This is a genomic window from Humibacillus xanthopallidus (assembly GCF_006717145.1).
Taxonomy (GTDB): Bacteria; Actinomycetota; Actinomycetes; order Actinomycetales; family Dermatophilaceae; genus Humibacillus; species Humibacillus xanthopallidus.
In genome coordinates, this window is record NZ_VFQF01000002.1 from 483,339 (window position 1) to 504,805 (window position 21,467).

Sequence of the window (21,467 nt, forward strand, 5' to 3'; positions counted from 1 at the left end):
TCGGCTGCATGACGAGCAGCACCGGGCCTCTCTCCGACATCGTCGTCGTCGACCTCTCGAGGGCGCTCGCCGGACCGCACTCGACGATGATGCTCGGTGACCTCGGCGCGCGGGTCATCAAGGTCGAGACGCCGGGCCGCGGCGACGACACGCGGGGCTGGGGCCCGCCCTTCGTCGGCGACGAGGGCGAGCGTGAGTCGACCTACTTCCTGTCAGCCAACCGCAACAAGGAGTCGATCACCCTCGACCTCAAGGATGCCGCTGACCGCGACGTGCTGCTCGCGCTCGTCGACCGGGCCGACGTGCTCGTCGAGAACTTCCGCACCGGAGTGCTGGAGCGCCTTGGCCTCGGCATCGAGGAGCTGACCCGGCGCAACCCGCGCCTCGTCGTGCTGTCGATCACCGGCTTCGGACACGACGGGCCCGAGGGCGGTCGGGCCGGCTACGACCAGATCGCCCAGGGCGAGGCAGGTGTCATGTCGCTGACCGGCTCCGGCCCTGACGACCCGCAGCGCGTCGGAGTGCCCATCGCCGACCTGCTGTCGGGGATGTACGGCGCCTACGGCGTCGTCGCCGCTCTCCACGAGCGCGACCGCACCGGCCGCGGAACCGTCGTGCGCACCTCGCTGCTCGCCTCGGTCGTCGGGGTGCACGCCTTCCAGGGCACGCGCTGGACCGTCGCGGGCGAGGTCGGCCGGTCGGCCGGCAACCACCACCCCTCGATCGCCCCCTACGGCCTCTTCCACTGCCGTGACGGCTCGGTGCAGATCGCCGTGGGCAGCGAGGGCCTGTGGCAGCGACTGTGCTCGGCCTTCGGGCTCGACCCCGCAGCCCCCGGTTTCGCGACGAACGCCGAGCGGGTCGCGCACCTTGAGCGGGTCATCGACCTCATCGAAGGCGCCTTCGCCGACTGGGACGCGGAGCCGCTCCTCGAGCGTCTCGCCGAGGTGGGCGTGCCGGCGGGCAAGGTGCGCGGGCTCGACGAGGTGTATGCGTGGGACCAGGTCGCGAGTCAGGGCTTGCTCGTCGACGTCGACCACCCCACCCTCGGCCGGGTCACGCTGCCAGGGCCGCCGCTGCGCTTCTTCGACGGTGACGGCACCGAGGTCACCCGCCGCGAGCACGCCGCCCCGCCGACCCTCGACGAGGACGGGGCCGCGATCCGCGCCTGGCTGGCGTCAGGGGAGTGAGCTCCGGCTCGGGCTGATCACGAGCCGGCACCCGCGGCGCCGGTGCCGGCACCGCCGCTGCCGAGCGGGCAGCCGTGCACGTGGTCGGGGGTCGATCGCGTGCTCCACTCCGCTAGGCAGATCCGGCAGAGCCCGCACGCCGAGACCACGAGCCGGTGCGGCGATGACCGGGTCGCCACCGGCGAGGGCGTTCTGGGCGAAGGTGAAGATGCTCAGCTCGTCGTCGGTCATGTCCTCGCGCGGTTTGTCGACGAGGGTCCTGATGCGGGTCAAGGCGTAGTGCATCCACGCAGCCTCGCTGACGTCCTCGCTCACGGTGGTTCCTCCTCGTCGAGTGCCCGCCCGGACCGCGTCACACACGTCGTCGTGGCAACCTCCGTCGGCGCGGCTGTGCCCCCATCATTGCGGTTGACCCGGCGCGGTGGCGCCCCTGCTCCGGTCGGTGACCGCGCCGGTCGGTGACCGCGCAGGGGCACGTCACCGGAAGCGGGCCGCGAACTCGCCGGGCGTCAGGCCGGTCGCCTTGCGGAAGTCACGGGTGAAGTGGGCTTGGTCGGCGTAGCCGAGGTCGGCCGCGATGCCGGCCAGCCCAGCATCGGCGTCGCGCAGCCGGTCGGCCGCCTCCTGGAGCCGGCGTCGCCGGATGAGCCACTTCGGCCCGAGGCCGATGCGTTTGTGGAGCAGCCGCTGCAGCGTGCGCTCGCTGACGTCGAAGCGGTCGCATAGCTCGTCGACCCTCAACAGGTCGGGGGAGGTCTCGACGTCCTCGACGATGGCGTTGACGAGCAGGCCCTCCTCGTCGACCGGCGGCAGCCGCCGCAGCTCGGCCTCGACGGTCGCACGGGCCTGGGCCTGAGCCGCCTCCGAGCCCGGGTCGGGTGACATGACCTCGCGCACGACCGCCGTGAGGGCCGCCCCGTCGATCGCCCTCGGGTCGAGGGTGGTCAGGTCGACGAACCGGTCGGTCATCCGGCGCACCGGAGCCCGCGTGAGCAGGTGACCCGCTGCTGGCTGGAACATCAGCCCCACCGCCCAGCCGTGACCCGAGAGGACCGTCTGCGACAGGCCCGACACGACGCCGTAGAACCTCGAGTAGGTGCCCGAGACGACGATGAGGCACACGGGGTACTGCAGGACCTTCTGCGGTGCGATCTCGCCGTCGGGCACGTCCCAGACGGGGATCCAGAAGCGGCGGGCGAGGGTCGCCAGGTCGGGCGACACCTCGGCACGGGCGATCGACCACGTGCGGTCGCTGGGGTCGACGAGGTGGGCGCGCTCGATGTCGTCGCGTGTCGACGCCTCCGGTGCGCCACTGCCCGTCGCCATGTGTCGGAAAGTATCAAGACCCGCCGACGGTGCGCCTCCTACCGTCGGTCACTCCGAGGAACCGCATCCGCGGTGACCCGAAACGACCAGGAGTGACTGACCATGACCGAACCGTCCACCACCGTGCTCCACGACTACTCGCGCCCCGCCGACCGGTTCGGCGCCGTCGTCGACCGCCTCGACGACGCCGACTGGGAGCGCGAGTCGCCCTGCGAGGGCTGGAGCGCTCGCGACGTGCTCCACCACGTCGTCTCGACACAGCGTGACTTCCTCGCGCAGCACGGTTTCGATGCCGGGGTCGGCGCGGACGCCGAGGCCGACCCGCGTCGAGCGTGGCACGCCCACGACGAGCGCCTCCGCGACCTGCTCGCCGACCCGGCCGTCGCCTCGCACGAGTACGACGGAGTCTTCGGCCGCACGACGGTCGGCGCCTCGATCGTGACGTTCTACGGCTTCGACCTCGTCGTGCACCGGTGGGACATCGCGGCCGCGGCGGGCCTCGACGAGCGGTTCGACGACGGCGAGCTCGACATGATCGAGTCCTCCGCCGACGGCTTCGGGGAGCACCTCTACGACGACGGCGTGTGCAAGCCCGCCGTGTCCTCGGCGGCAGACGCCGATCGCCAGGCGCGCATCCTCGCGCGGCTCGGTCGGCGCAGCACCGCCGACGTCGCCTGAGGGATCAGCGCGCCCAGAGGTACTCAACCTCGGGACGGCCCGCACCGGCATACCGCGACCGACGCACGACAACCTTTGTCTCGCAGAGGTGTTCGGCGTAGCGACGTGCCGTGACACGGCTGACTCCCAACGTCTCTGCCAGCTCGCTCGCCGAGCGGCCGCCGTCGGCGTCGCGCAGCGCCCTCGAGACTCGCGCGAGCAGCTCCTCGCCCATGCCCTTGGGCAGGTGCGTCTCGCCCCCGCTGCGCGCCCCGGCGAAGACCTCGTCGACCTCCGCCTGCGTCGAGACCTCCTGCCCGTCGCCGTGCTGGTCGCGGTAGGCGCGGTAGGCGAGCAGCCGCTCGCGCAGCGTCGCGAAGACGAAGGGCTTGAGGACGTACTGCACGACGCCCAGCGACACCGCGGCGCGCACGACGTCGAGGTCACGCGCCGACGTCACGGCGATGACGTCAGCCCGGTGACCAGCCGCTCGCATGGCCCGCACGACGTCGAGGCCGTGGCGGTCGGGGAGGTTCATGTCGAGCAGCACGACGTCGATCTCCTTGTCCTGCAAGGCCTTCAGCGCCGCCTGTGACGTACCGACCGTCGCCACGGGCACGAAGCCGTCAACCCGACTGACGTATGCCGTGTGGGCCTCCGCCGCGATCGGCTCGTCCTCCACGACGAGCACCCGCAGGCTGTCGGTGCCGGTCACGACGCCGCGCCCGTCGGCTGGGTCGGGGCGCTCGGCGCAGTCGGCGCACTCGGCTCGGTGTGTGCTCCGGCAAGGGAGGTATCCCCGCGGCCCGCGGCACCGGGCGCCGGCACCATCGGCACCATCGGCAGCCGCACGGTGAAGCAGGCGCCGGGTGGGCCCGAGACGGCGAGCCGGCCACCGAGCCGGTCGACGGTCTGGGCGACGAGGGCGAGCCCGATGCCCCGCCGACCCGCGCCACCCGCGGCCTTCGTCGACCACCCGCGGCGGAAGGCGTCCTCGACCGCGCCCGGGGGCAGACCGGGGCCGGTGTCGGAGACGTCGAGGACGGCATACCGCTGCGGTGGAGTGGTGCTCACGGCTGCTGAGCCGTCGGACCCCTGGCCGTCTGTCGATGGCTCCTCGACGCGGGCGTCGAAGGAGACCCGGCGGGCGCTCGGGTCCGCGACCTCGGCAACGGCGTCGAGGGCGTTGTCGATGAGGTTGCCGACGATGGTCACGACGTCGCGGGTCGGGGCGACGTCGGGGGGCCAGTGGGCGCCGGGGGCGATGTCGAAGGCGATGCCGCGCTCGTGGGCCTCGGCCGCCTTGCCGAGCAGCAGCGCGGTGAGGGCGGGCTCCTCGACGGAGCCCACGACGCGGTCGGTCAGCACCTGCGACACGGCGAGCTCCTCGGTCGCGAAGTCGAGGGCGCGGTCGGCGTGGCCGAGCTCGATGAGGCTGACGATGGTGTGCAGCCGGTTGGCCGACTCGTGGGCCTGCGACCGCAGGGCCTCGGCCAGGCCGCGCGCCGAGTCGAGCTCGCCGGTCAGCTCCTCGAGGTCCGTGCGGTCGCGTAGCGTCGCGACGTGGCCGAGCAGCCGGCCCTCCCACATCGCCGGGCCGCGGTTGAGCACGAGCACCCGGGCCGCGGTGACGTGCAGCTCGTCCTCGTGTGCGTCGTCATCGGTGAGCGCCGCGGTCAGGGAGGGCGCGAGACCCAGCTCGCCGACCCGGCGGCCGACGGCATCGGCGGGCAGGTCGAGCAGGCGCTTCGCCTCGTCGTTGGACAGGCGGAGCCGGCCGTCGAGGTCGGTGATGAGCAGCCCCTCGGTGACGGCGTGGAGGACGGCGTCGTAGTACTCGTACATCTCGCGCAGCTGCTCCTCGCCGAGCCCGTGGGTCTGCCGGCGGATGCGACGGGCGACGAGCGCGGTGCCGAGACCCGAGAGGAGGGCGGCGACGAGGCCGGCGAGCAGGATGCCCGGCAGCTGCGCCCGCACCTGCTCACCGACGGCCGACTTGCGGATGCCGACGGAGACGAGCGCGACAACCCGGCCCCCGTCGGTGATCGGCTTGACGACGCGCAGCGACGGGCCGAGCGTGCCGGTGTAGTCCTCGACGACCGTGCCTCCGGCGAGGGCCTCCGCGGTGTGCCCGATGAACGTCTTGCCGATCTGGCTCGGGTCGGGGTGGGTGAAGCGGATCGCCTCGGGGCTCATGATGACGACGAAGTCGGTGCCGGACTCGACACGCACGCGCTCGGCATACGGCTGCAAGGTCGTCGTCGGCGAGGGCTGCTGGACCGCGGCGATGACAGCCGGCGTCGCGGCGACGGTCTCGGCCACCGCGGTCGTGCGGGTGATGGCCTCGATGTCCCCGGCGCGCTGCGCCTGCACCCAGGCCCCCGCGAGGCCGGCGACGACGACGAGCACGGCGACGCCGACCTGGAGCACGAAGGTCTGGGTCGCGACGCTCCAGCGGGCCGGCGAGCGCGTGCTCACGCTCGGGTCGCCGCCCTCGTCGAGAACTCAATGAACACAATCGTGACCCTAGTTCGTCGGGCCAGCACTCTCGTCCTATCAGCCCCGTCCGGTCAGTGAGTGCCCGGGCCCAGACCACGGAGGTCACCGTGAGTTCCACCGCCGACAGCGCCGTCGACGCCCAGCCGGGCCCGACTCCCAAGAAGGACCGCACGCACTATCTCTACGTCGCCGTCATCGTCGCGATGGTCGCCGGCATCCTCGTCGGGTGGCTCTTCCCCGAGTTCGGGAAGTCGCTCAAGCCGCTCGGCACAGGTTTCGTCAACCTCATCAAGATGATGATCACGCCGATCATCTTCTGCACCATCGTCCTCGGCATCGGCTCGGTCCGGAAGGCCGCCCAGGTCGGCAAGGTCGGCGGGCTCGCCCTCGCCTACTTCGTCACGATGTCGACGGTCGCCCTCGGCATCGGGCTCGTCGTCGGCAACCTCATCAAGCCGGGCGCCGGGCTCAACCTCACGCCCGAGATGGCGGCCGCGGGCTCCAAGGCCGCGACCGGCGAGGCCGAGACGACGGTCGACTTCCTCCTCGGGCTCATCCCCGACACGCTGGTGTCCGCCCTCACGGCCGGCTCCGTGCTCCAGGCGCTCTTCATCGCGCTGCTCGTCGGCTTCGCGCTGCAGAAGATGGGCAAGCAGGGCGAGCCGATCCTGCGCGGCATCAAGCACCTCGAGCGCCTCGTCTTCCGTCTCATGGCGATGATCATGTGGGCCGCCCCGATCGGCGCCTTCGGTGCGATGGCGGCCCTCGTCGGAGCCACCGGGCTCGGCTCGCTCAAGAGCCTCGGGCTGCTCATGGTCGCCTTCTACATCACCTGCGCGATCTTCGTCTTTGCCTTCCTCGGCACGATCCTCAAGCTCGTCACGGGCTTCAGCGTCTTCGCCCTGATGAAGTACCTCGCCCGCGAGTTCCTCCTCATCGTCTCGACGTCGTCGTCGGAGTCGGCGCTGCCGCGGCTCATCGCCAAGATGGAGCACCTCGGTGTCTCCCGCCCGGTCGTCGGCATCACCGTGCCGACCGGCTACTCGTTCAACCTCGACGGCACCGCGATCTACCTGACGATGGCGAGCCTCTTCATCGCCGAGGCCATGGACAAGCCCTTCACCATCGGGCAGCAGATCTCGCTGCTCGTCTTCATGATCATCGCCAGCAAGGGCGCGGCCGGGGTCAGCGGCGCCGGTCTCGCGACGCTCGCCGGTGGCCTGCAGTCGCACCGCCCCGACCTCGTGCCCGGCGTCGGCATCATCGTCGGCATCGACCGCCTCATGAGCGAGGCCCGCGCCCTGACGAACTTCGCCGGCAACGCCATCGCCACCGTGCTCATCGGCACCTGGGTCGGCGAGATCGACCGCGACAAGGCGGTCCGGGTCCTCGCCGGTGAGGACAAGTTCGACGAGGCGAGCATGCTCGACGAGGACGAGGTGGAGCCGTTCGCCGACGAAGCTGTCAGCGCGGCCCCGGCTCACGTCACTGAGCCGGTGCTCGTGGGCACGTCCCCTCGCTGACCGTCAGGCGGGCTCGTTCCCGCCCATCCAAAGAGCAGTCGTCAGGGCCACGCGGTTGCCGCGTGGCCCTTTCGGCCGCCCGCCACCTCCCCAGCCCGGCCAATCGAAAGAGCACTCCGTCGCCCTTGGAGGGGGTGGGCCGTCTGGGAGACGACGAAGTGCTCTTTTCGATTGGCCGGCGCGTCCGCGCGTCGCCCGTCGCTAGCGCTCATCCCCTTCAATCGAGAGAGCACTCCGGCGGCCTTGGACCGGAGGGTGGGCCGAATGGGAGACGACGAAGTGCTCTTTTCGATTGGCGGGCGCGTGTGCGCGCCGGCGGTCTCAACCCGTCGCGCTGTTCCCCCGCAATCGAAAGAGCACTCCGTCGCCCTTGGAGGGGGTGGGCCCTATGGGAGACGACGAAGTGCTCTTTTCGATTGGCCGGCACGTCCGCGCGTCGCCCGTCGCTAGCGCTCATCCCCTTCAATCGAGAGAGCACTCCGTCGCCGTTGGACCGGAGGGTGGGCCGTATGGGAGACGACGAAGTGCTCTTTCGATTGGCGGGCGCGTGTGCGCGCCGGCGGTCTCAACCCGTCGCGCTGGTCCCCCGCAATCGAAAGAGCACTCCGTCGGCCTTGGAGGGGGTGGGCCCTATGGGAGACGACGAAATGCCCTCTCGACTGGCGGGCGCGTGTGCGCGCCGCCCGTCGCTAGCGCTCATCCCCTTCAATCGAAAGAGCACTCCGTCGGCCTTGGAGGGCCGACGGAGTGCTCTTTCGATCGGTCTACTTGGAGAAGCCCGCCGTCAGGCCGCTGAGGAGCTGGCGACGACCGACGACGTAGAGCGCCAGGATGGGCAGGACGCTCATCAGCACGGCCGCGAGGACGGCGGGGACGTTGATGCCGTACTGCCCCTGGAAGGTCCACAGCGCGAGCGGCAGCACCCGGAGGTCCGGGCTCTGCGTGAGCACGAGGGGCAGCAGGAAGCCGTTCCAGATGCCGAGGGCGTTGTAGATCGTCACCGTCACGAGCGCCGGGCGGGTGAGTGGGAGGGCGAGCCGCCAGAGCGTCTGCCACTCGCTGCACCCGTCGAGACGCATCGACTCGAAGAGCTCGTTGGGCACGTCGCGGATGAAGTTGCTGAGCACCAGGACCGAGAGCGGGATGGCGAAGGCGATCGAGGGGAGGATCAGCGCCAGCAGGGTGTCGTAGAGGTGCAGCCTGATGATGATGAGATAGACGGGGATGATCGTCGCCTGCAGCGGGATCGCCAGCCCCATGAGGAAGAGGGAGTTGGAGGACCGGACGAACCGGTTCGGCCGACTCCTGATGATGGCAAACGCCGCCATGAACGACACGAGCACGGCAGGAACCACTGCGCCCACCGTGACGATGACGCTGTTGACGAAGTAGCGGACGATGCCGGAGTCGATGACCAGCCGGTACGCGTCCAGTGTGGGCTGTTCTGGTGGGGCGAACGGGTTCGTCACGAAGTACTCGGACTGGCTCTTGATGCTCGTGATGACGATCCAGTAGATCGGCAGGATCACGATGAAGAGCCAGACCCAGCTCAGGGCTCCGCCGACCCAGTTGGGGTTGCGGATGCGCTTGGTCGGCGCCGCGGTGTCGGCCATCGTCACGCCCCCTCGAGCTGGCTGGATGTCTTGTCGCCACCGCCGAGCCGTCGGAACAGCAGGGCCAGACCGAGCCCGACGAGGACGAGGATGACGCCGATGGCACTGGCCTGACCCATGAGGTTGGCCTGGAAGCCGGTCTTGTACATGTCGAGCGCGAGGACCCGGGTGGCATCCCCCGGACCACCGGCCGTGAGGACGTAGATGAGGTCGAAGAACGTCAGCGAGCCGACGACCATGAGGGTCGATGACGTGATGATGGTGTTCTTCAGCTGCGGCAGGGTGATCGAGAAGAACTGCCGGATCCGGCCGGCTCCGTCGATCTGGGCCGCCTCGTACATCGAGGTCGGGATCTGGCGCACGGCGCCCTGGTAGATGAGCGAGTGGAACGGGATGTACTGCCAGGACACGACGAAGACGACGACGCCGAGGGCGAGCGTCGGCTCCCCGAGCCAGTCCTGGGAGAGGAACGGCAGCCCGAGACCGGTACCGAGGCCGAAGTTGGGGTCGAGCAGGGCCTTGAAGGTGATGGCGATCGCCGCCGAGCTGAGCAGCAGCGGGATGAAGTAGAGCACCGCGAGGAACGCCCGGTACTTCTGGGCGCCCGCAAGGAACACGCCGAGCAGGATGCTCATGGGTGTCTGGAAAAGCCAGGAGAGGACAGCGACCTGGAACGTGACCCACATGGCGTGCGGCAGGCCGGGGTTGCTGAGCGTGGCCTTCCAGCTGGTGAGGCCGGAGGGGATGACCTGGCCGATGCCGTCCCACGTGGTGAAGCTCAGCAGGAGGACGCCGATGAGCGGGATGACGCCGAAGGCGATGAAGAACACCAGCGCCGGGACTGCCAGCCACCCGAGCGATCGGCCATGGATGTTCGTGGCGGTTCCGGACGAGGCGGGCTTGACGGTCCCGACGCTGGCGATGGTCACGAGTTCGTGACCGCGTTGAGGTTGGTCGCGAACTGCTCAGGGGTGATGCTGAGCTGGAAGAGCTTCGAGATGTTGTCGAGAAGCGTCTCTGCGGCAGCGGGCTGGAGGGCCTGGTCCCACGACTGCGCGAAGGTCTTCGCGCCGCTCGCGACGCCGTAGATGAACTTCAGGAACTCGGCGTCCGCAGACCCGGCGATCTTGGAGTCGGAGCCGTTGACGATCGGGATGGAACCCGAGTCGATCCACGCCTTGACCTCGGTGTCGTCGAGGACTCCGGTCTTGAAGAACTTCTTGGCGACCTCCTTCTCGGCGTCGGTGGCCTTCGCGGAGATCGAGAGGTACTGACCGGGGTTGCCGACGGTGTTCGACGGGTCGCCCTTGCCTCCGGCGACGGGCGGGAAGTTCATCCAGCCGAGGTGGCCGCCCTTGACGAAGTCGCCGCCGTCGCTCTTCATGCTGCCGTAGGTCCAGGAGCCGTGGAGCATCATGGCCGCCTTGCCGGTGTAGAGCAGGGCCTGGTCGGCGTTGGAGTCGGCGGTGATCGAGGAGAAGCCCTTGATGAAGCCGTCGGCCTTCACGAGGTCCTGCACCTTGGTGAGGGCCGTGATCGCGTCGGGGTTGGACCACGCGTCCTTCTTGCCCTCGAAGGCGGCCTGGAAGACCTCCGGCCCACCGATCCGGTCGAAGAGGAACTCGAGCCACATCATGTTGGTCCAGCGCGACTGACCGCCGAGCGAGAACGGCGCGATGCCGGCGGCGTTGAACTTGGGCACGAGCGCCATGATGTCGTCCCACGACGTCGGGGGCTGGACCCCAACCTTCTCGAAGACCGACTTGTTGTAGTAGAGGACGATCGGCTGGACCGTCTCGACCGGCATCGCGTAGATCTTGCCGCCGACGGTCGCCGCCCCGAACGAGGAGGGGAAGAGCTTGCTCTTCACGTCCGCGTTCTCGCCGAACCACGACGTCAGGTCCTCGACCTGGCTGGCGTCGACCCAGGACTTGAGGCCGCCGCCGCCCCAGCCCCAGATGATCGTGGGCGCCTGGCCGGCGCCGAGAGCAGTCTTGATCTTCGTCTTGTAGGCGTCGTTCTGGAACGCCGTCTGGGCAATCTGGCTGCTGGGGTTGGCAGCGTTGAAGCGGTCGACCGCGCCCTTGCGGATGCCCTCACCGGGCTGGCCCGTGAGGTACCAGTAGGAGGCGCCGCCACCGGCGGCCCCTGCAGTACCGGAGGCGGTCGAGCTGCTGGGGCCGGAGCTGCCGCACGCGGCGAGGGCGGCCACCACGGGGACGCTCATGACGAGCCCGAGGACGGTTCGGCGAGAGGGTGTTCTGGGATCCACGTTGATCTCCACATGTGTCGTGGCCGCGGGACGGCCGATTCCTGTGTCACCTTGCCCGAGATTTCCCGGCGAGGCGAGAAACACGGTCTTCCGCAACAACTTGGTGTGTGCGACGATACTTTTCGTAAGTTTTGGGTGTCAAGGGTTGTGACCAGACCGTGTCCGGGCTCACCAGGCGGGATTTCGTGCTCATAGGAGCACCAGATCCCACCCTGACTACTCAGAGACATGTCGAAAACTTTCGACACACGGCCTCAGCAAAGGAGCTCACCATGGTCGAGACGCGCCTTCCCCAGGACGCCCCCGCCCGCCCCATCCTCGTGCCGACCGAGGTGTGGCGCGACCCGGAGCGCAGTCCTGACGAGCGCGTGGACGACCTGCTCGCACGGCTGACCCTGGCCGAGAAGGTGGGTCAGCTCGGCAGCCGGTGGGCGCTCAACGACATGACGGCCGACACCGAGACCTCCTCCGAGACGTCCCCAGAGACCTCCTCGGAGGACTCCCCCGACGCGGCCCCCACCGGCGCAGCCCCCAGTGACGATCTCGACCCCGACGAGGTGCTCAACGTCGCCCCCATGCAGGACGTCTTCGCAGCCTCCGGCACCATCGCCCTCGAGGACGCCGCTGCCCAGGGGCTCGGTCATCTCACGCGCGTCTATGGCAGCGTCCCGACCACTCCCGCCGGCGGCGCCGCCGAGGTCATGAAGCAGCAGCGCGTCGTCATCGACGGCTCACGCCTCGGCATCCCGGCGATCGTCCACGAGGAGTGCCTCACCGGCTTCACCGCCTTCGGCGCGACCGTCTATCCGGCCGCCATCGCGTGGGGAGCCACCTTCGACCCCGACCTCGTCGAGCGGATGGCGGCCGCCATCGGCCGCGACATGGCGGCGCTCGGCATCCACCAGGGGCTCTCGCCCGTGCTCGACGTCGTGCGCGACTACCGGTGGGGCCGGGTGGAGGAGACCATGGGCGAGGACCCCTACCTCGTGTCGGTGCTGGGCACGGCATACGTGCGGGGGCTGCAGGGCGCCGGCGTCATCGCCACCCTCAAGCACTTCGTCGGCTACTCGGCGTCGCGCGCCGCGCGCAACCACGGGCCGGTGCCGATGGGGCGCCGCGAGCTCGTCGACATCATGCTGCCGCCCTTCGAGATGGCAGTCCGCCTCGGCCGGGTCGGGTCGGTGATGAACTCTTACTCCGACATCGACGGCGTGCCCGCCGGGGCCGACCCCTGGCTGCTCACCGAGCTCCTGCGCGACACCTGGGGATTCGAGGGCACGGTCGTCTCCGACTACTGGGCGGTGCCCTTCCTCACCTCGATGCACGGGGTGGCGGCCGACATGGACGGGGCCGGCGTGCTCGCCCTCCAGGCGGGCATCGACGTCGAGCTGCCCGACACCCTCGGCTTCAGCCAGCAGCTCGTCGACCGGGTCGCGAGCGGCGAGCTCGACGAGGCGGTCGTCGACCGCGCGGCCCGCCGGGTGCTCCGGCAGAAGATCGAGCTCGGGCTGCTCGACCCGGACTGGACCCCGGAGGGTTCGGTCACCCGGGCCGAGCAGGTGCACCTCGACTCCGCGGAGAACCGCGCGCTCGCCCGCGAGATGGCCGAGCGCAGTGTCGTGCTGCTCGACGCCGGCACGGCTCTGCCGCTCGTGGGGGAGGGGCGCACCGCGCCCGCGACCATCGCGGTCGTCGGCCCCGCGGCGAGCGACCCGCGCACCTTCATGGGGTGCTACGCCTTCCCCAACCACGTCCTCCCGCGCTACCCCTCGCGCGGTCTCGGCATCGAGGTGCCCAGCCTCGCCGACGCGCTGGCCGCCGAGCTGCCCGACGCGCGGCTCGTGCACGCCCGCGGCTGCGCGACGCGAGGCGACGACCGTTCCGGCTTCGCCGAGGCTGTCGAGGCGGCCCGGCAGGCTGACGTCTGCGTCGTCGCCGTCGGCGACCTCGCCGGGCTCTTCGGCCACGGCACGTCGGGTGAGGGCTGCGACGCCGCCGACCTCACGCTGCCAGGCGTGCAGGGTGAGCTCGTCGCCGAGCTGCTGGCGACCGGCACCCCGGTCGTCGTCGTCGTGGTCTCGGGGCGGCCGTATGCGCTCGGCGAGATCGCGGGTCGCGCCGCCGGTCTCGTGCAGGCCTTCATGCCCGGCGAGGAGGGCGGGTCGGCGATCGCAGGCGTGCTCTCGGGGCGGGTCCAGCCGTCCGGGCACCTGCCAGTGCAGATCCCGCGGCACCCCGGGGCCCAGCCGAGCACCTACCTCCAGCCACGACTCGGCGTGGGCAACGACGGCATCACGACGCTCGACGTCTCGCCGCTCTTCCCCTTCGGATTCGGTTCGTCCTACACGCAGTTCGCGATCGACGGCCTGGAGCTGAGTGCGGCCGAGATCGCGACGGACGGGGAGGTCACGGTCTCCGCCGTCGTCACGAACACCGGTGACCGCGCCGGTGACGAGGTCGTGCAGCTCTACCTGCGCGACGTCGTGGCGCAGGTGACGCGGCCCGTCCTCCAGCTGGTCGGTTTCGCCCGCGTCTCGCTCGAGCCCCTAGAGTCTCGCCGTGTGAGCTTCACCGTGCACGCCGACCGGACGGCATACACCGGCCGCGACCTGCGGCGCATCGTCGAGCCCGGCGACGTCCACGTCATGGTCGGCAGCTCGGCCGGGGACCTGCCGTGCCGAGGCGTCCTGCGCCTCACCGGCGAGACCCGTGTCGTCGGGGTCGACCGGGTCCTCGACACGCCCGTGCACGTCGGCCCCGCAGAGCGCGTCGCCGGGTAGGTCTGACATGGCTGGTCCGAGCGCGCGCACACGCCCCCGCACCACCCTTGCCGAGGTGGCGTCCTCGGCCGGGGTGTCGGTGGCGACGGTGTCGAAGGTGGTCAACGGACGCACCGACGTGGCACCCGAGACCCGTGAGCGCGTGCAGGACCTGCTCGACCGCATCGGCTACCGCCCCCGCGGCGCGGCCGCCCGGCGCCTCGCAGTGCGGCCCGCCATCGAGCTCGCGTTCGAGGGTGACCTGCACGCCTACTCCGCCGAGATCATCCAGGGCGTCGTCGACGCCGCAGCGCCGACGGGCACCCATGTCATCGTGACGCGCCGGCCGACGGGGGCGCCGCCGGTCGAGGGTCCGCCGGAGGACTGGGCTCGCGACCTCGCCGACTCGGGGGTGCGCGCCCTCATCGCCGTCACGAGCATCATGTCCGACGAGCAGCTCGCCGCTCTCTCGCGGGCGGGCGTGCACCTCGTCGTCATCGACCCCCTCGAGCTGCCGAACGTCGACGTCACGAGCATCGGGTCGACGAACTTCGTCGGCGGGCTCTCCGCCGCCCAGCACCTGCTCGACCTCGGGCACCGGCGGATCGCCTTCCTCGGTGGCCACCTCGGAGCGGCGTGCAACCAGGCGCGGATGAGTGGCTTCCGGGCCGCGCTCGAGCGGGCGGGAATCGCCGTGCCCGTCGAGTACATCCGCTCCGCCCACTTCATGTATGCCGATGGCGTCGCCGGTGGTGCCGCCCTCCTCGACCTCCCGGTGCCCCCGACGGCGATCTTCGCCGCGTCCGACGAGATCGCCGTGGGGGTCATGGAGGCGGCGCGTGCACGGGGCCTGCGCGTCCCGGAGGACCTCAGTGTCGTCGGCTTCGACGACACCCAGCTCGCCCGCATGTCGTCGCCGCCGCTCACGACGGTTCGTCAGCCGCTCACCGAGATGGGCCGGGTGGCCGTGCGCACGGCGCTGCGGCTCATCGACGGCGAGTCGATCGACTCCCACCACGTCGAGCTCGCGACCGAGCTCGTCCTGCGCGAGTCGACGGACCGGCCCACTGAGCACCCGTCCGGCTGACGCCCTCCGCGCGACGTCGCTGCCCCTGCCGCCGGGCCCGGGCGTCAGCCGCCGGAGCGGATGATCCGGCGCTCGATCGCGGCTGCCACGGCTCCGGCCCGTGTGTCGACGCCGAGCTTGGTGTAGACGTGCGACAGGTGCGACTTCACCGTCGCCTCCGACACGAGCAGCTCGCGCGCCATCTCACGGTTGCCCAGCCCCCGGGCCAGCAGCTCGAGCACCTCCACCTCGCGCTCCGTCACGACCGGGCCGGGAGAGGATGCGCGTCGCACGAGCCGGGCTGCCACCGAGGCGGAGAGGACCGTCTCGCCGCGGGCCGTCGCCCGGATGCCGGCGAAGAGCTGGTCCGGCGGGGCGTCCTTGAGCAGGTAGCCGACCGCGCCCGCCTCGAGGGCGCGCAGGATGTCGGCCTCGGTGTCGTAGGTCGTGAGGACGAGGACGTGCGGAGGGTCCGGCAGGGCCACGAGCCGGGCGGTCGTCTCCGCGCCCCCGGGCCCGTCACCGAGGCTGAGGTCCATGAGCACGACGTCGGGGCGCTCCGCCCGCACGACCTGCTCGGCGGCAGCGAGGTCGCCCGCCTCGCCGACGACGGCGAGGTCGGCCTGGCTGCCGAGCAGGGCCCGCAGCCCCGCGCGCACGACGGGGTGGTCGTCGACGAGGACGACCCGCACGACCTTCTCGCCCGGTGCGCCGGTCATGTCGCCGGACGTCCGTCGCCGGCCGCCTCGAGGGGGAAGCGCACGGACACCGTCGTGCCCTCCCCGGCACTGCTCTCGACGTCGGCCCACCCGCCGAGGTCAACCGCCCGCTGCCGTATGCCGTCAAGCCCCCGACCGCGGTCGCCGTCGCCACCCGCTCGCGCGGGGTCGAAACCGCGCCCGTCGTCGCGCACGTCGAGGAGCACCTCGTCCGGGTGGTAGGTGAGGCTGACGACGGCCCGGCGCGCACCGGAGTGCTCGACGACGTTGGCGAGGGCGCCGCGAGTCGACCGCACGAGGGCGCCGGCCACCGTCGACGGAACGGCGACCGGGTCGCCGTGGACCCGCACCTGCACCTCCACGTCGTGGGCGGACCGCTCGGCGATGCGGCGCAGCGCGTCGGGAAGAGCGTCGGGGGAGGCCTCGCCAGCGGCGTCGTCGAGCCCCGCGGGTGCGAGGTCCCGCACGACGCGACGCACATCGTCGAGCCCCTCGCGCGCAGTCACGCCCGCTGCGGCAACGTGCTCCCTGGCGATGGCCGGCCTGCTCTCCCAGTCCTGCTCCGCAGCATTGAGCAGCAGGTTGATGCTCGACAGTCCCTGCCCGACCGAGTCGTGGATCTCGCGTGACAGGCGGGTGCGCTCGGCCAGGGCACCCGAGCGTCGTTGTGCCGCAGCGAGATCCGCCTGGGCATCCGTCAGCTCCTCGAGCAGCGTCTGGCGCGTGCGGGCCTCGCGTTCGAGCGCCCGGTAGGAGAGGACGGTCACGAGGGCGATGCCCACCGGGCCGACGAAGACCGTCGGGTCGAGGTCGTCGGTGATGCGACTCCACCCCACGCTGACGACCGCGGTCATGAGGACGACGACGGACACGGCATACGGGAAGGGGAGCACCTGGAGGACGGCGAAGGCGACGGGTACCGCCGTCCAGGCGAAGGAGGGGGCGACGAGGGTCAGCGCGACCCAGAGCACGACGACGACGGCGACCCACACGACGGGCCACGGTGGCCGGTCGGCGACGAGCCGTCTCGTGAGGTAGGCGGTGCCGAGCACCACGGCGCCGGCGAGGACGAAAACCCCTCCGGCGTCGAGGTCGTGGCGTAGGAGGTAGCGCACCGAGCAGGTGAGCAGGAGCACGACCAGGACGGCGTCGAGCCACCGGTCGAGTCGCGCCACCGGCGCGAGGATGCCCTCCTCCATGACCGCAGCCTAGGCAGGCTACAGGGCGGTCCACATCATCCGATCGGCTATCTCGGAGTGGACGGTTGCCCGACGCGGTGAGCGGGGCGCGGCACGGATCGTGGTGGTGGCACCCACCACCGACGAAGGAGACCCTGATGAGCACCCTCACCGAGATGCTGACGAAGCGCACCACTGCAGCCGTCGCCGTCGCCGTCGCCGTCGCCGTCGCCGTCGCCCTGCCGCTGCTGCTGGCCTCACCGGGAGCGGCGTCGCCCGCGGGTGAGGGCCGTCCGGCGGCCTACCAGCTCGGGGGCGACCCGGGCGGCTCGAAGTTCGAGGGCATCGGGGTCGACGGGGCACGCGGCCTCTTCTACGTCAGCGAGACGACGGGCGGCGAGATCCACCGCGGCGAGGCCGGCAGCGCGCACGCTGAGGAGTGGCTCGCGGGTGACGGGACCGACGGGCGCTACACCGCACGCGGCGTCACGACGGACGCCGCCGGCCGGGTCTACGTGGCGGGCGGTCCGAACGGCATCGGCACGGGCCGGCCTGACCTGTGGGTCTACTCGCCGGATGGCGAGCTGCTCGCCGCCCTCCGAGCGCCCGGTGACAACGTCTTCCTCAACGATGTCGCGATCGGGCCTGATGGGGCCGCCTATGTCACGAACTCCAATGCGCCGCAGGTGTTCCGGGTCTCGGCGGAAGGCCCCGCGTGGTCGATGGAGCTGTGGGCCGACGCCTCCGGCACCATCACGCGGGCGCCCGGCTTCAACCTCGGTGGCATCGTCGTGACGAGTGACCGCTCGGCCCTCGTCGTCGCTCAGGGCAACGTCGGCGCCCTGTGGCGCTTCGACCTGCGCACAACGGTCGCCTCGCGTGTCGAGACGGGCTCTGCCGCTCTGACCGACGCCGACGGCCTCGTGCTCCAGGGCTCGCGGCTCACGGTCGTGCGCAACTTCGCGCGCTCGCTCGCCACGCTCGAGCTCGCGGCCGACGGCGGGTCAGCCGCCCTCGCGTCCGAGCGCGCCACTGACCCGACCCGCGTGCTCACGACCGCCAAGGTCCTGCGCGGACGGCTCCTCCTCGTCGACAGCAAGTTCGACGAGCCGGTCGCCTCCGGGCCCTACGAGGTCGTGACCGCTCCGGTGGGACGATGAGCGACATGCCACGCCGCCGACGTATGCCGCCCGCCGTGGTGGCGCTCGCGGCCTCGGTGACGCTCACCGCCCTCACCGCCCTCACTGCGTGCTCGAGTGGCCCCGCGACCTCAGCAGCCCCAGGAACAGGCGGTGCCGGTGTGACGACGCGGCCACTCGAGGGGGGAACAGCCACCTCGAGTGGCCCCGTGACCTCGGCAGCACCAGGAAAAGGTGGTGCCGGTGTGACGACGCGGCCACTCGAGGGAAAGCCGGCGGCGGGACCGCGGTCGGCGGCCGAGCAGGCGCGGCTCGACCAGCAGCTGCGTGAGGCCGCGTGGGCCGATGACGTCACACGCGCCGCCGCGCTCGTGCGGCAGGGCGCCGACGTCAACGCCAAGGACGAGACGGTGCAGTCCGCATACCTCGTCGCGACGAGCGAGGGCCACCTCGAGCTGCTGCGGCTGACCCTCGAGCAGGGGGCTGCGGTCGACGACAAGGACAGCTGGAACGGCACCGGCCTCATCCGCGCAGCCGAGCGTGGTCATTCCCTCGTCGTGGGGCAGCTGCTCCGGGCGGGCATCGACCGCAACCACGTCAACAGGATCGGCTACCAGGCGATCCACGAGGCCGTGTGGCTCGGACGCGACACCGCGGCCTACGTCGACACCCTCCGGGTGCTCGTGGCGGGCGGCGTGGAGCTGACCCGACGCTCACGCCACGAGGGCCTCACCCCACTGCAGATGGCCCGCACCCGTGGCCACACCCGACTCGAAGGAGTGCTCGTGAAGGCAACGACGACCAAGCCCCCGGCCGACCCGGACGCTGCGCTGCTCGCCGCGGCGACCCGAGGTGATGCCGATGCCGTGGCAGGTGCGCTGCGGGCCGGCGCCGACCTCGAGGCTCGCGACGACCGCAGACGCACAGCGCTGCTCCTTGCCGTCACCGGCGACCACGTCGATGCCGCAAGGGTGCTCGTCGCCATGGGCGCCGACCCTGACGCGCTCGACGACCGGCACGACACCCCGTGGCTCGTCACGGGAGTCACCGGCAGCGTGGCGATGCTCGAGGCGCTCCTGCCCGCCAAGCCGGACCTGACGATCCGCAACCGCTACGGCGGCATCTCGGTCATCCCGGCGAGCGAGCGTGGGCACGTCGACTACGTGCGGCGGGTCGTCGGCACCGGCATCGACGTCAACCACGTCAACGACCTCGGGTGGACCGCCCTGCTCGAGGCCGTCATCCTCGGCGACGGCGGGCCGGCCCACCAGGAGATCGTGCGCATCCTCCTCGCTGCGGGTGCCGACCGGGCGATCGCCGACAAGGACGGGGTGACCGCCCTCCAGCACGCCCGCGCCAAGGGCTACACGTCAATGGTCCGGCTCCTCGACGCACCGGCTTCGTGAACCCTTCCTCGTGAGCGCAGGCCCTGTGTGCGCAGGCCTTCTGGCTCAACGGAACTGGTCGACGAGCTCCGGGCTGACCTCGGCGAGCACGGCGTAGGCCTGCTCGATAGGAACGTCGACGACGTCGTAGTGCTGGCGGCCGGCTGCGGTCGTCGCGACAAGAGTGGCGATGGCGGCGCGGCGCTGGAAGAACGACTGCTCGACCTTCCACCCGATGATGCCGTCGCGGTCGAGCACGACGCGCTGCCGGTCGAGCGACCCGTGCCTGGTGACGAGATGCCTTGCGGTCACAGCGTGCCCGAGCGAACGGTAGCGGTCGATGCCCAGGGCGACTGCCGCCACGAGGAGCACGGGCGCGATGCCGAGCAGGGCCGCGGTCCACCCCCAGGCGACCCGGCCGACGACGAGGAGCGCGAGGACGACGACCACGGGCACGACGGCCCGGGTGAGCCGCCGGCGCCGCGCGGCGGAGCCGTGCGCAAGGAGCTCGCCGGAGACGGCCGCCTCGTCCGGGGTGATCTGACGGGACAGGGCGGTGACCGTCGCGGCCGGAGCCGGAGGGCAGAGCCAGTCGGACCCGCCCTGCTCCTTGAGGAGCCCGGTGGTGACGACCTTGAGGCGCCGGGCACCGGCCAGGCGCAGCCCGAGCGGCTCGTCGACCTGGATGCCGCGAACCCGTGCCGGGTCGATGCTCGTCTCCCGGGTCGTCAGCAGGCCCCGTCGGGTGTGCAGGCTGCCGAGCCGGTTGCGCGTGAGCCGGAAGCCCCAGAACGTCAGCACGTAGGCGGCGACGGCCAGGCCGCAGATGAGCACGAGCACGAGGACGGCGTCGACCCACCAGGCGAGCTCCCGCACCCACTGTGCGCGCTCGACGATGAGCTCGCTCGTGTCGCCGAAGCGAGTGAAGCCCTGGGTGAGGAAGCCGAGTCCCGCTGCGGCAGTGGCGAGTCCGGTGGTCGTCAGCGGTGCGTAGCGGATCCATGACGGGTCGAGGCGCAGCAGAACCTCCTCGTCGGCGGGCGGTGCGGCGTCGATCCCGGGAGCGAGATCGGAGAGGTCGGTGGGTGACCCGGTCGGCGCGGGGAGGGCGGTGACCTCGGGGTTGGCCCGGTGCAGCAGCTCGGCGCGCAGGCGTCGCCCCTCGTCGACGAGGAGAGAGTCGAGCACGAGGCGGTCGCGCGGTCCGCCGCCGGTCGAGATCTCGACCTTCGCGAGGCCGAGCACGCGGTGGTGCACCTTCGCCGTGAGGTCGACGGTGCGCACCTTGTCGAGCCGGGCCGTCGTCGTCTGCTTGTTGAGCAACCCCCGCTGCAGCTCGATCTGGCCGTCGATGATCCGGTAGCGCGTCGTCACCCAGCGCAGGACCCCCCAGGCGACGATGACCGGCAGGGCGATGAGCTCCCAGCGCGCGTCGCTGTCGGAGCCCGACCGGGCGATGAGGACGACGAGGACGGCCGGCAGCAGCCGCACGAGCGTCTCGATGGGGTGGACGAGCAGCATCCTCGCGTTGAGGCGGCGCCACTCGCTCACGTGGCGTCGCCCCGTTCGCGCACCGCCGAGGTGGTCAGCGCCTCGACGAGCTCACGGGCGACCGGCAGGTCGAGGCCGTGGATGGTGAGCGGGCCGGCGGCGGACGCCGTCGTCACCGTCACCGAGGCGAGCGTGAAGAGCTGCGCGACCGGGCCGCGCTCGAGGTCGATCGTCTGCACCCGGCTGAGCGGGGCGATGCGCCGCTCCTGCCGCAGCCATCCCGACTGCGTGTAGATGGCGTGCTCGGTCGCCTCCCAGCGGTGCACCCGGTAGCGCCAGCGCGGCATACCGATGACGTAGGCGACCGACAGCACGAGCCAGGCCGCGCCGACGACCCAGTGGGCGGTGCGGGAGGCACGGTCGTCGATGAACCACCAGACGACCTGCCCGCCGAGCAGGACGAGCACGACGGTCAGGGCCTCGACCGTCCACATCCCGATGGCGCGGGTCGACACCCGGTGGGCGGGCTCGCGCATCGGCCGCCGGGCCGGCTGCGTCGGAGGGGGCTGGTCGTCGCGCACGTCCACGGCCCCACGGTGCCACAGCGTCGCCCGGCTTCGACAACCGACCACGGTATGCCGTCGCGGTCC

General features: G+C 71.3%; 18 protein-coding genes. 7 read left to right on the forward strand and 11 right to left on the reverse strand.

Going from position 1 to position 21,467, the window contains the following annotated elements; all coding sequences use genetic code 11:
* Positions 1 to 8 precede the first annotated feature (8 nt).
* The gene (locus tag FHX52_RS13100; protein ID WP_141822692.1) at positions 9 to 1,190 is read left to right on the forward strand and encodes a CaiB/BaiF CoA transferase family protein; all 1,182 of its coding nucleotides are present in this window, start codon (positions 9 to 11) and stop codon (positions 1,188 to 1,190) included.
* On the opposite strand, the gene FHX52_RS13105 is transcribed toward FHX52_RS13100, so the two are convergent.
* Both FHX52_RS13105 and FHX52_RS13110 read right to left on the reverse strand, forming a co-directional pair.
* Entirely contained in the window at positions 1,179 to 1,505 is a 327-nt protein-coding gene (locus FHX52_RS13105; protein WP_141822694.1) for a hypothetical protein, read from the reverse strand. The two genes, FHX52_RS13100 and FHX52_RS13105, sit on opposite strands and share 12 nt — an antisense overlap.
* A gap of 162 nt (positions 1,506 to 1,667) precedes the next feature.
* Positions 1,668 to 2,516: a helix-turn-helix domain-containing protein gene (locus tag FHX52_RS13110; protein WP_141822696.1), complete on the reverse strand. Its 849-nt coding sequence runs from the start codon at positions 2,514 to 2,516 to the stop codon at positions 1,668 to 1,670.
* Positions 2,517 to 2,618: 102 nt separating this feature from the next.
* Between FHX52_RS13110 and FHX52_RS13115 the strand changes: the two genes are divergently transcribed.
* The gene (locus tag FHX52_RS13115; protein WP_141822698.1) at positions 2,619 to 3,194 is read left to right on the forward strand and encodes a TIGR03086 family metal-binding protein; all 576 of its coding nucleotides are present in this window, start codon (positions 2,619 to 2,621) and stop codon (positions 3,192 to 3,194) included.
* 4 nt (positions 3,195 to 3,198) lie between these two features.
* On the opposite strand, the gene FHX52_RS13120 is transcribed toward FHX52_RS13115, so the two are convergent.
* Complete coding sequence (locus FHX52_RS13120) at positions 3,199 to 3,888, reverse strand: response regulator (protein WP_141822700.1); 690 nt, start codon at positions 3,886 to 3,888, stop codon at positions 3,199 to 3,201.
* The gene (locus tag FHX52_RS13125; protein WP_141822702.1) at positions 3,885 to 5,651 is read right to left on the reverse strand and encodes a sensor histidine kinase; all 1,767 of its coding nucleotides are present in this window, start codon (positions 5,649 to 5,651) and stop codon (positions 3,885 to 3,887) included. The genes FHX52_RS13120 and FHX52_RS13125 overlap by 4 nt, the downstream gene beginning before the upstream one ends.
* Positions 5,652 to 5,779: 128 nt before the next feature.
* On the opposite strand from FHX52_RS13125, the gene FHX52_RS13130 reads away from it, so the two are divergent.
* A complete protein-coding gene (locus tag FHX52_RS13130) occupies positions 5,780 to 7,195 on the forward strand; it encodes a cation:dicarboxylate symporter family transporter (RefSeq protein WP_141822704.1) in 1,416 nt (471 codons plus the stop codon).
* Between the two features lie 764 nt (positions 7,196 to 7,959).
* Here FHX52_RS13130 and FHX52_RS13135 read toward each other — a convergent pair.
* The 3 genes from FHX52_RS13135 to FHX52_RS13145 are packed head-to-tail and all read right to left on the reverse strand — an operon-like array spanning position 7,960 to position 11,035.
* A complete protein-coding gene (locus FHX52_RS13135; RefSeq protein WP_141822706.1) occupies positions 7,960 to 8,808 on the reverse strand; it encodes a carbohydrate ABC transporter permease in 849 nt (282 codons plus the stop codon).
* A 2-nt stretch (positions 8,809 to 8,810) separates the two neighbouring features.
* Positions 8,811 to 9,680 carry a carbohydrate ABC transporter permease gene (locus tag FHX52_RS13140; RefSeq protein WP_141823683.1) on the reverse strand — a complete coding sequence of 290 codons (870 nt, stop codon included), beginning with the start codon at positions 9,678 to 9,680 and terminating at the stop codon, positions 8,811 to 8,813.
* A gap of 53 nt (positions 9,681 to 9,733) precedes the next feature.
* Entirely contained in the window at positions 9,734 to 11,035 is a 1,302-nt protein-coding gene (locus tag FHX52_RS13145; protein WP_141822708.1) for an extracellular solute-binding protein, read from the reverse strand.
* Positions 11,036 to 11,352: 317 nt separating this feature from the next.
* Between FHX52_RS13145 and FHX52_RS13150 the strand changes: the two genes are divergently transcribed.
* Both FHX52_RS13150 and FHX52_RS13155 read left to right on the forward strand, forming a co-directional pair.
* Positions 11,353 to 13,860, forward strand: coding sequence for a glycoside hydrolase family 3 N-terminal domain-containing protein (locus FHX52_RS13150; RefSeq protein WP_141822710.1), 2,508 nt, complete (start codon positions 11,353 to 11,355; stop codon positions 13,858 to 13,860).
* A gap of 7 nt (positions 13,861 to 13,867) precedes the next feature.
* The gene (locus FHX52_RS13155) at positions 13,868 to 14,926 is read left to right on the forward strand and encodes a LacI family DNA-binding transcriptional regulator (RefSeq protein WP_141822712.1); all 1,059 of its coding nucleotides are present in this window, start codon (positions 13,868 to 13,870) and stop codon (positions 14,924 to 14,926) included.
* A 44-nt stretch (positions 14,927 to 14,970) separates the two neighbouring features.
* Here FHX52_RS13155 and FHX52_RS13160 read toward each other — a convergent pair whose 3' ends face one another.
* Both FHX52_RS13160 and FHX52_RS13165 read right to left on the reverse strand, forming a co-directional pair.
* Positions 14,971 to 15,624, reverse strand: a complete 654-nt coding sequence (locus FHX52_RS13160; protein ID WP_141822714.1) for a response regulator — start codon at positions 15,622 to 15,624, stop codon at positions 14,971 to 14,973.
* Positions 15,621 to 16,823 (reverse strand): sensor histidine kinase, encoded by a 1,203-nt coding sequence (locus tag FHX52_RS13165; RefSeq protein ID WP_141822716.1) that lies wholly within the window; start codon positions 16,821 to 16,823, stop codon positions 15,621 to 15,623. The genes FHX52_RS13160 and FHX52_RS13165 overlap by 4 nt, the downstream gene beginning before the upstream one ends.
* 137 nt (positions 16,824 to 16,960) lie before the next feature.
* On the opposite strand from FHX52_RS13165, the gene FHX52_RS13170 reads away from it, so the two are divergent.
* Both FHX52_RS13170 and FHX52_RS24130 read left to right on the forward strand, forming a co-directional pair.
* Complete coding sequence (locus FHX52_RS13170) at positions 16,961 to 17,962, forward strand: gluconolaconase (RefSeq protein WP_246069959.1); 1,002 nt, start codon at positions 16,961 to 16,963, stop codon at positions 17,960 to 17,962.
* 224 nt (positions 17,963 to 18,186) lie between these two features.
* Positions 18,187 to 19,347 (forward strand): ankyrin repeat domain-containing protein, encoded by a 1,161-nt coding sequence (locus tag FHX52_RS24130; RefSeq protein WP_221630596.1) that lies wholly within the window; start codon positions 18,187 to 18,189, stop codon positions 19,345 to 19,347.
* Between the two features lie 45 nt (positions 19,348 to 19,392).
* Here the strand turns inward: FHX52_RS24130 and FHX52_RS13180 are convergent, their stop codons facing one another.
* Positions 19,393 to 20,877 (reverse strand): PH domain-containing protein, encoded by a 1,485-nt coding sequence (locus FHX52_RS13180; RefSeq protein ID WP_246069960.1) that lies wholly within the window; start codon positions 20,875 to 20,877, stop codon positions 19,393 to 19,395.
* Entirely contained in the window at positions 20,874 to 21,404 is a 531-nt protein-coding gene (locus tag FHX52_RS13185; protein ID WP_246069961.1) for a PH domain-containing protein, read from the reverse strand. Before FHX52_RS13185 ends, FHX52_RS13180 begins: the two co-directional genes overlap by 4 nt.
* Positions 21,405 to 21,467 lie beyond the last annotated feature (63 nt).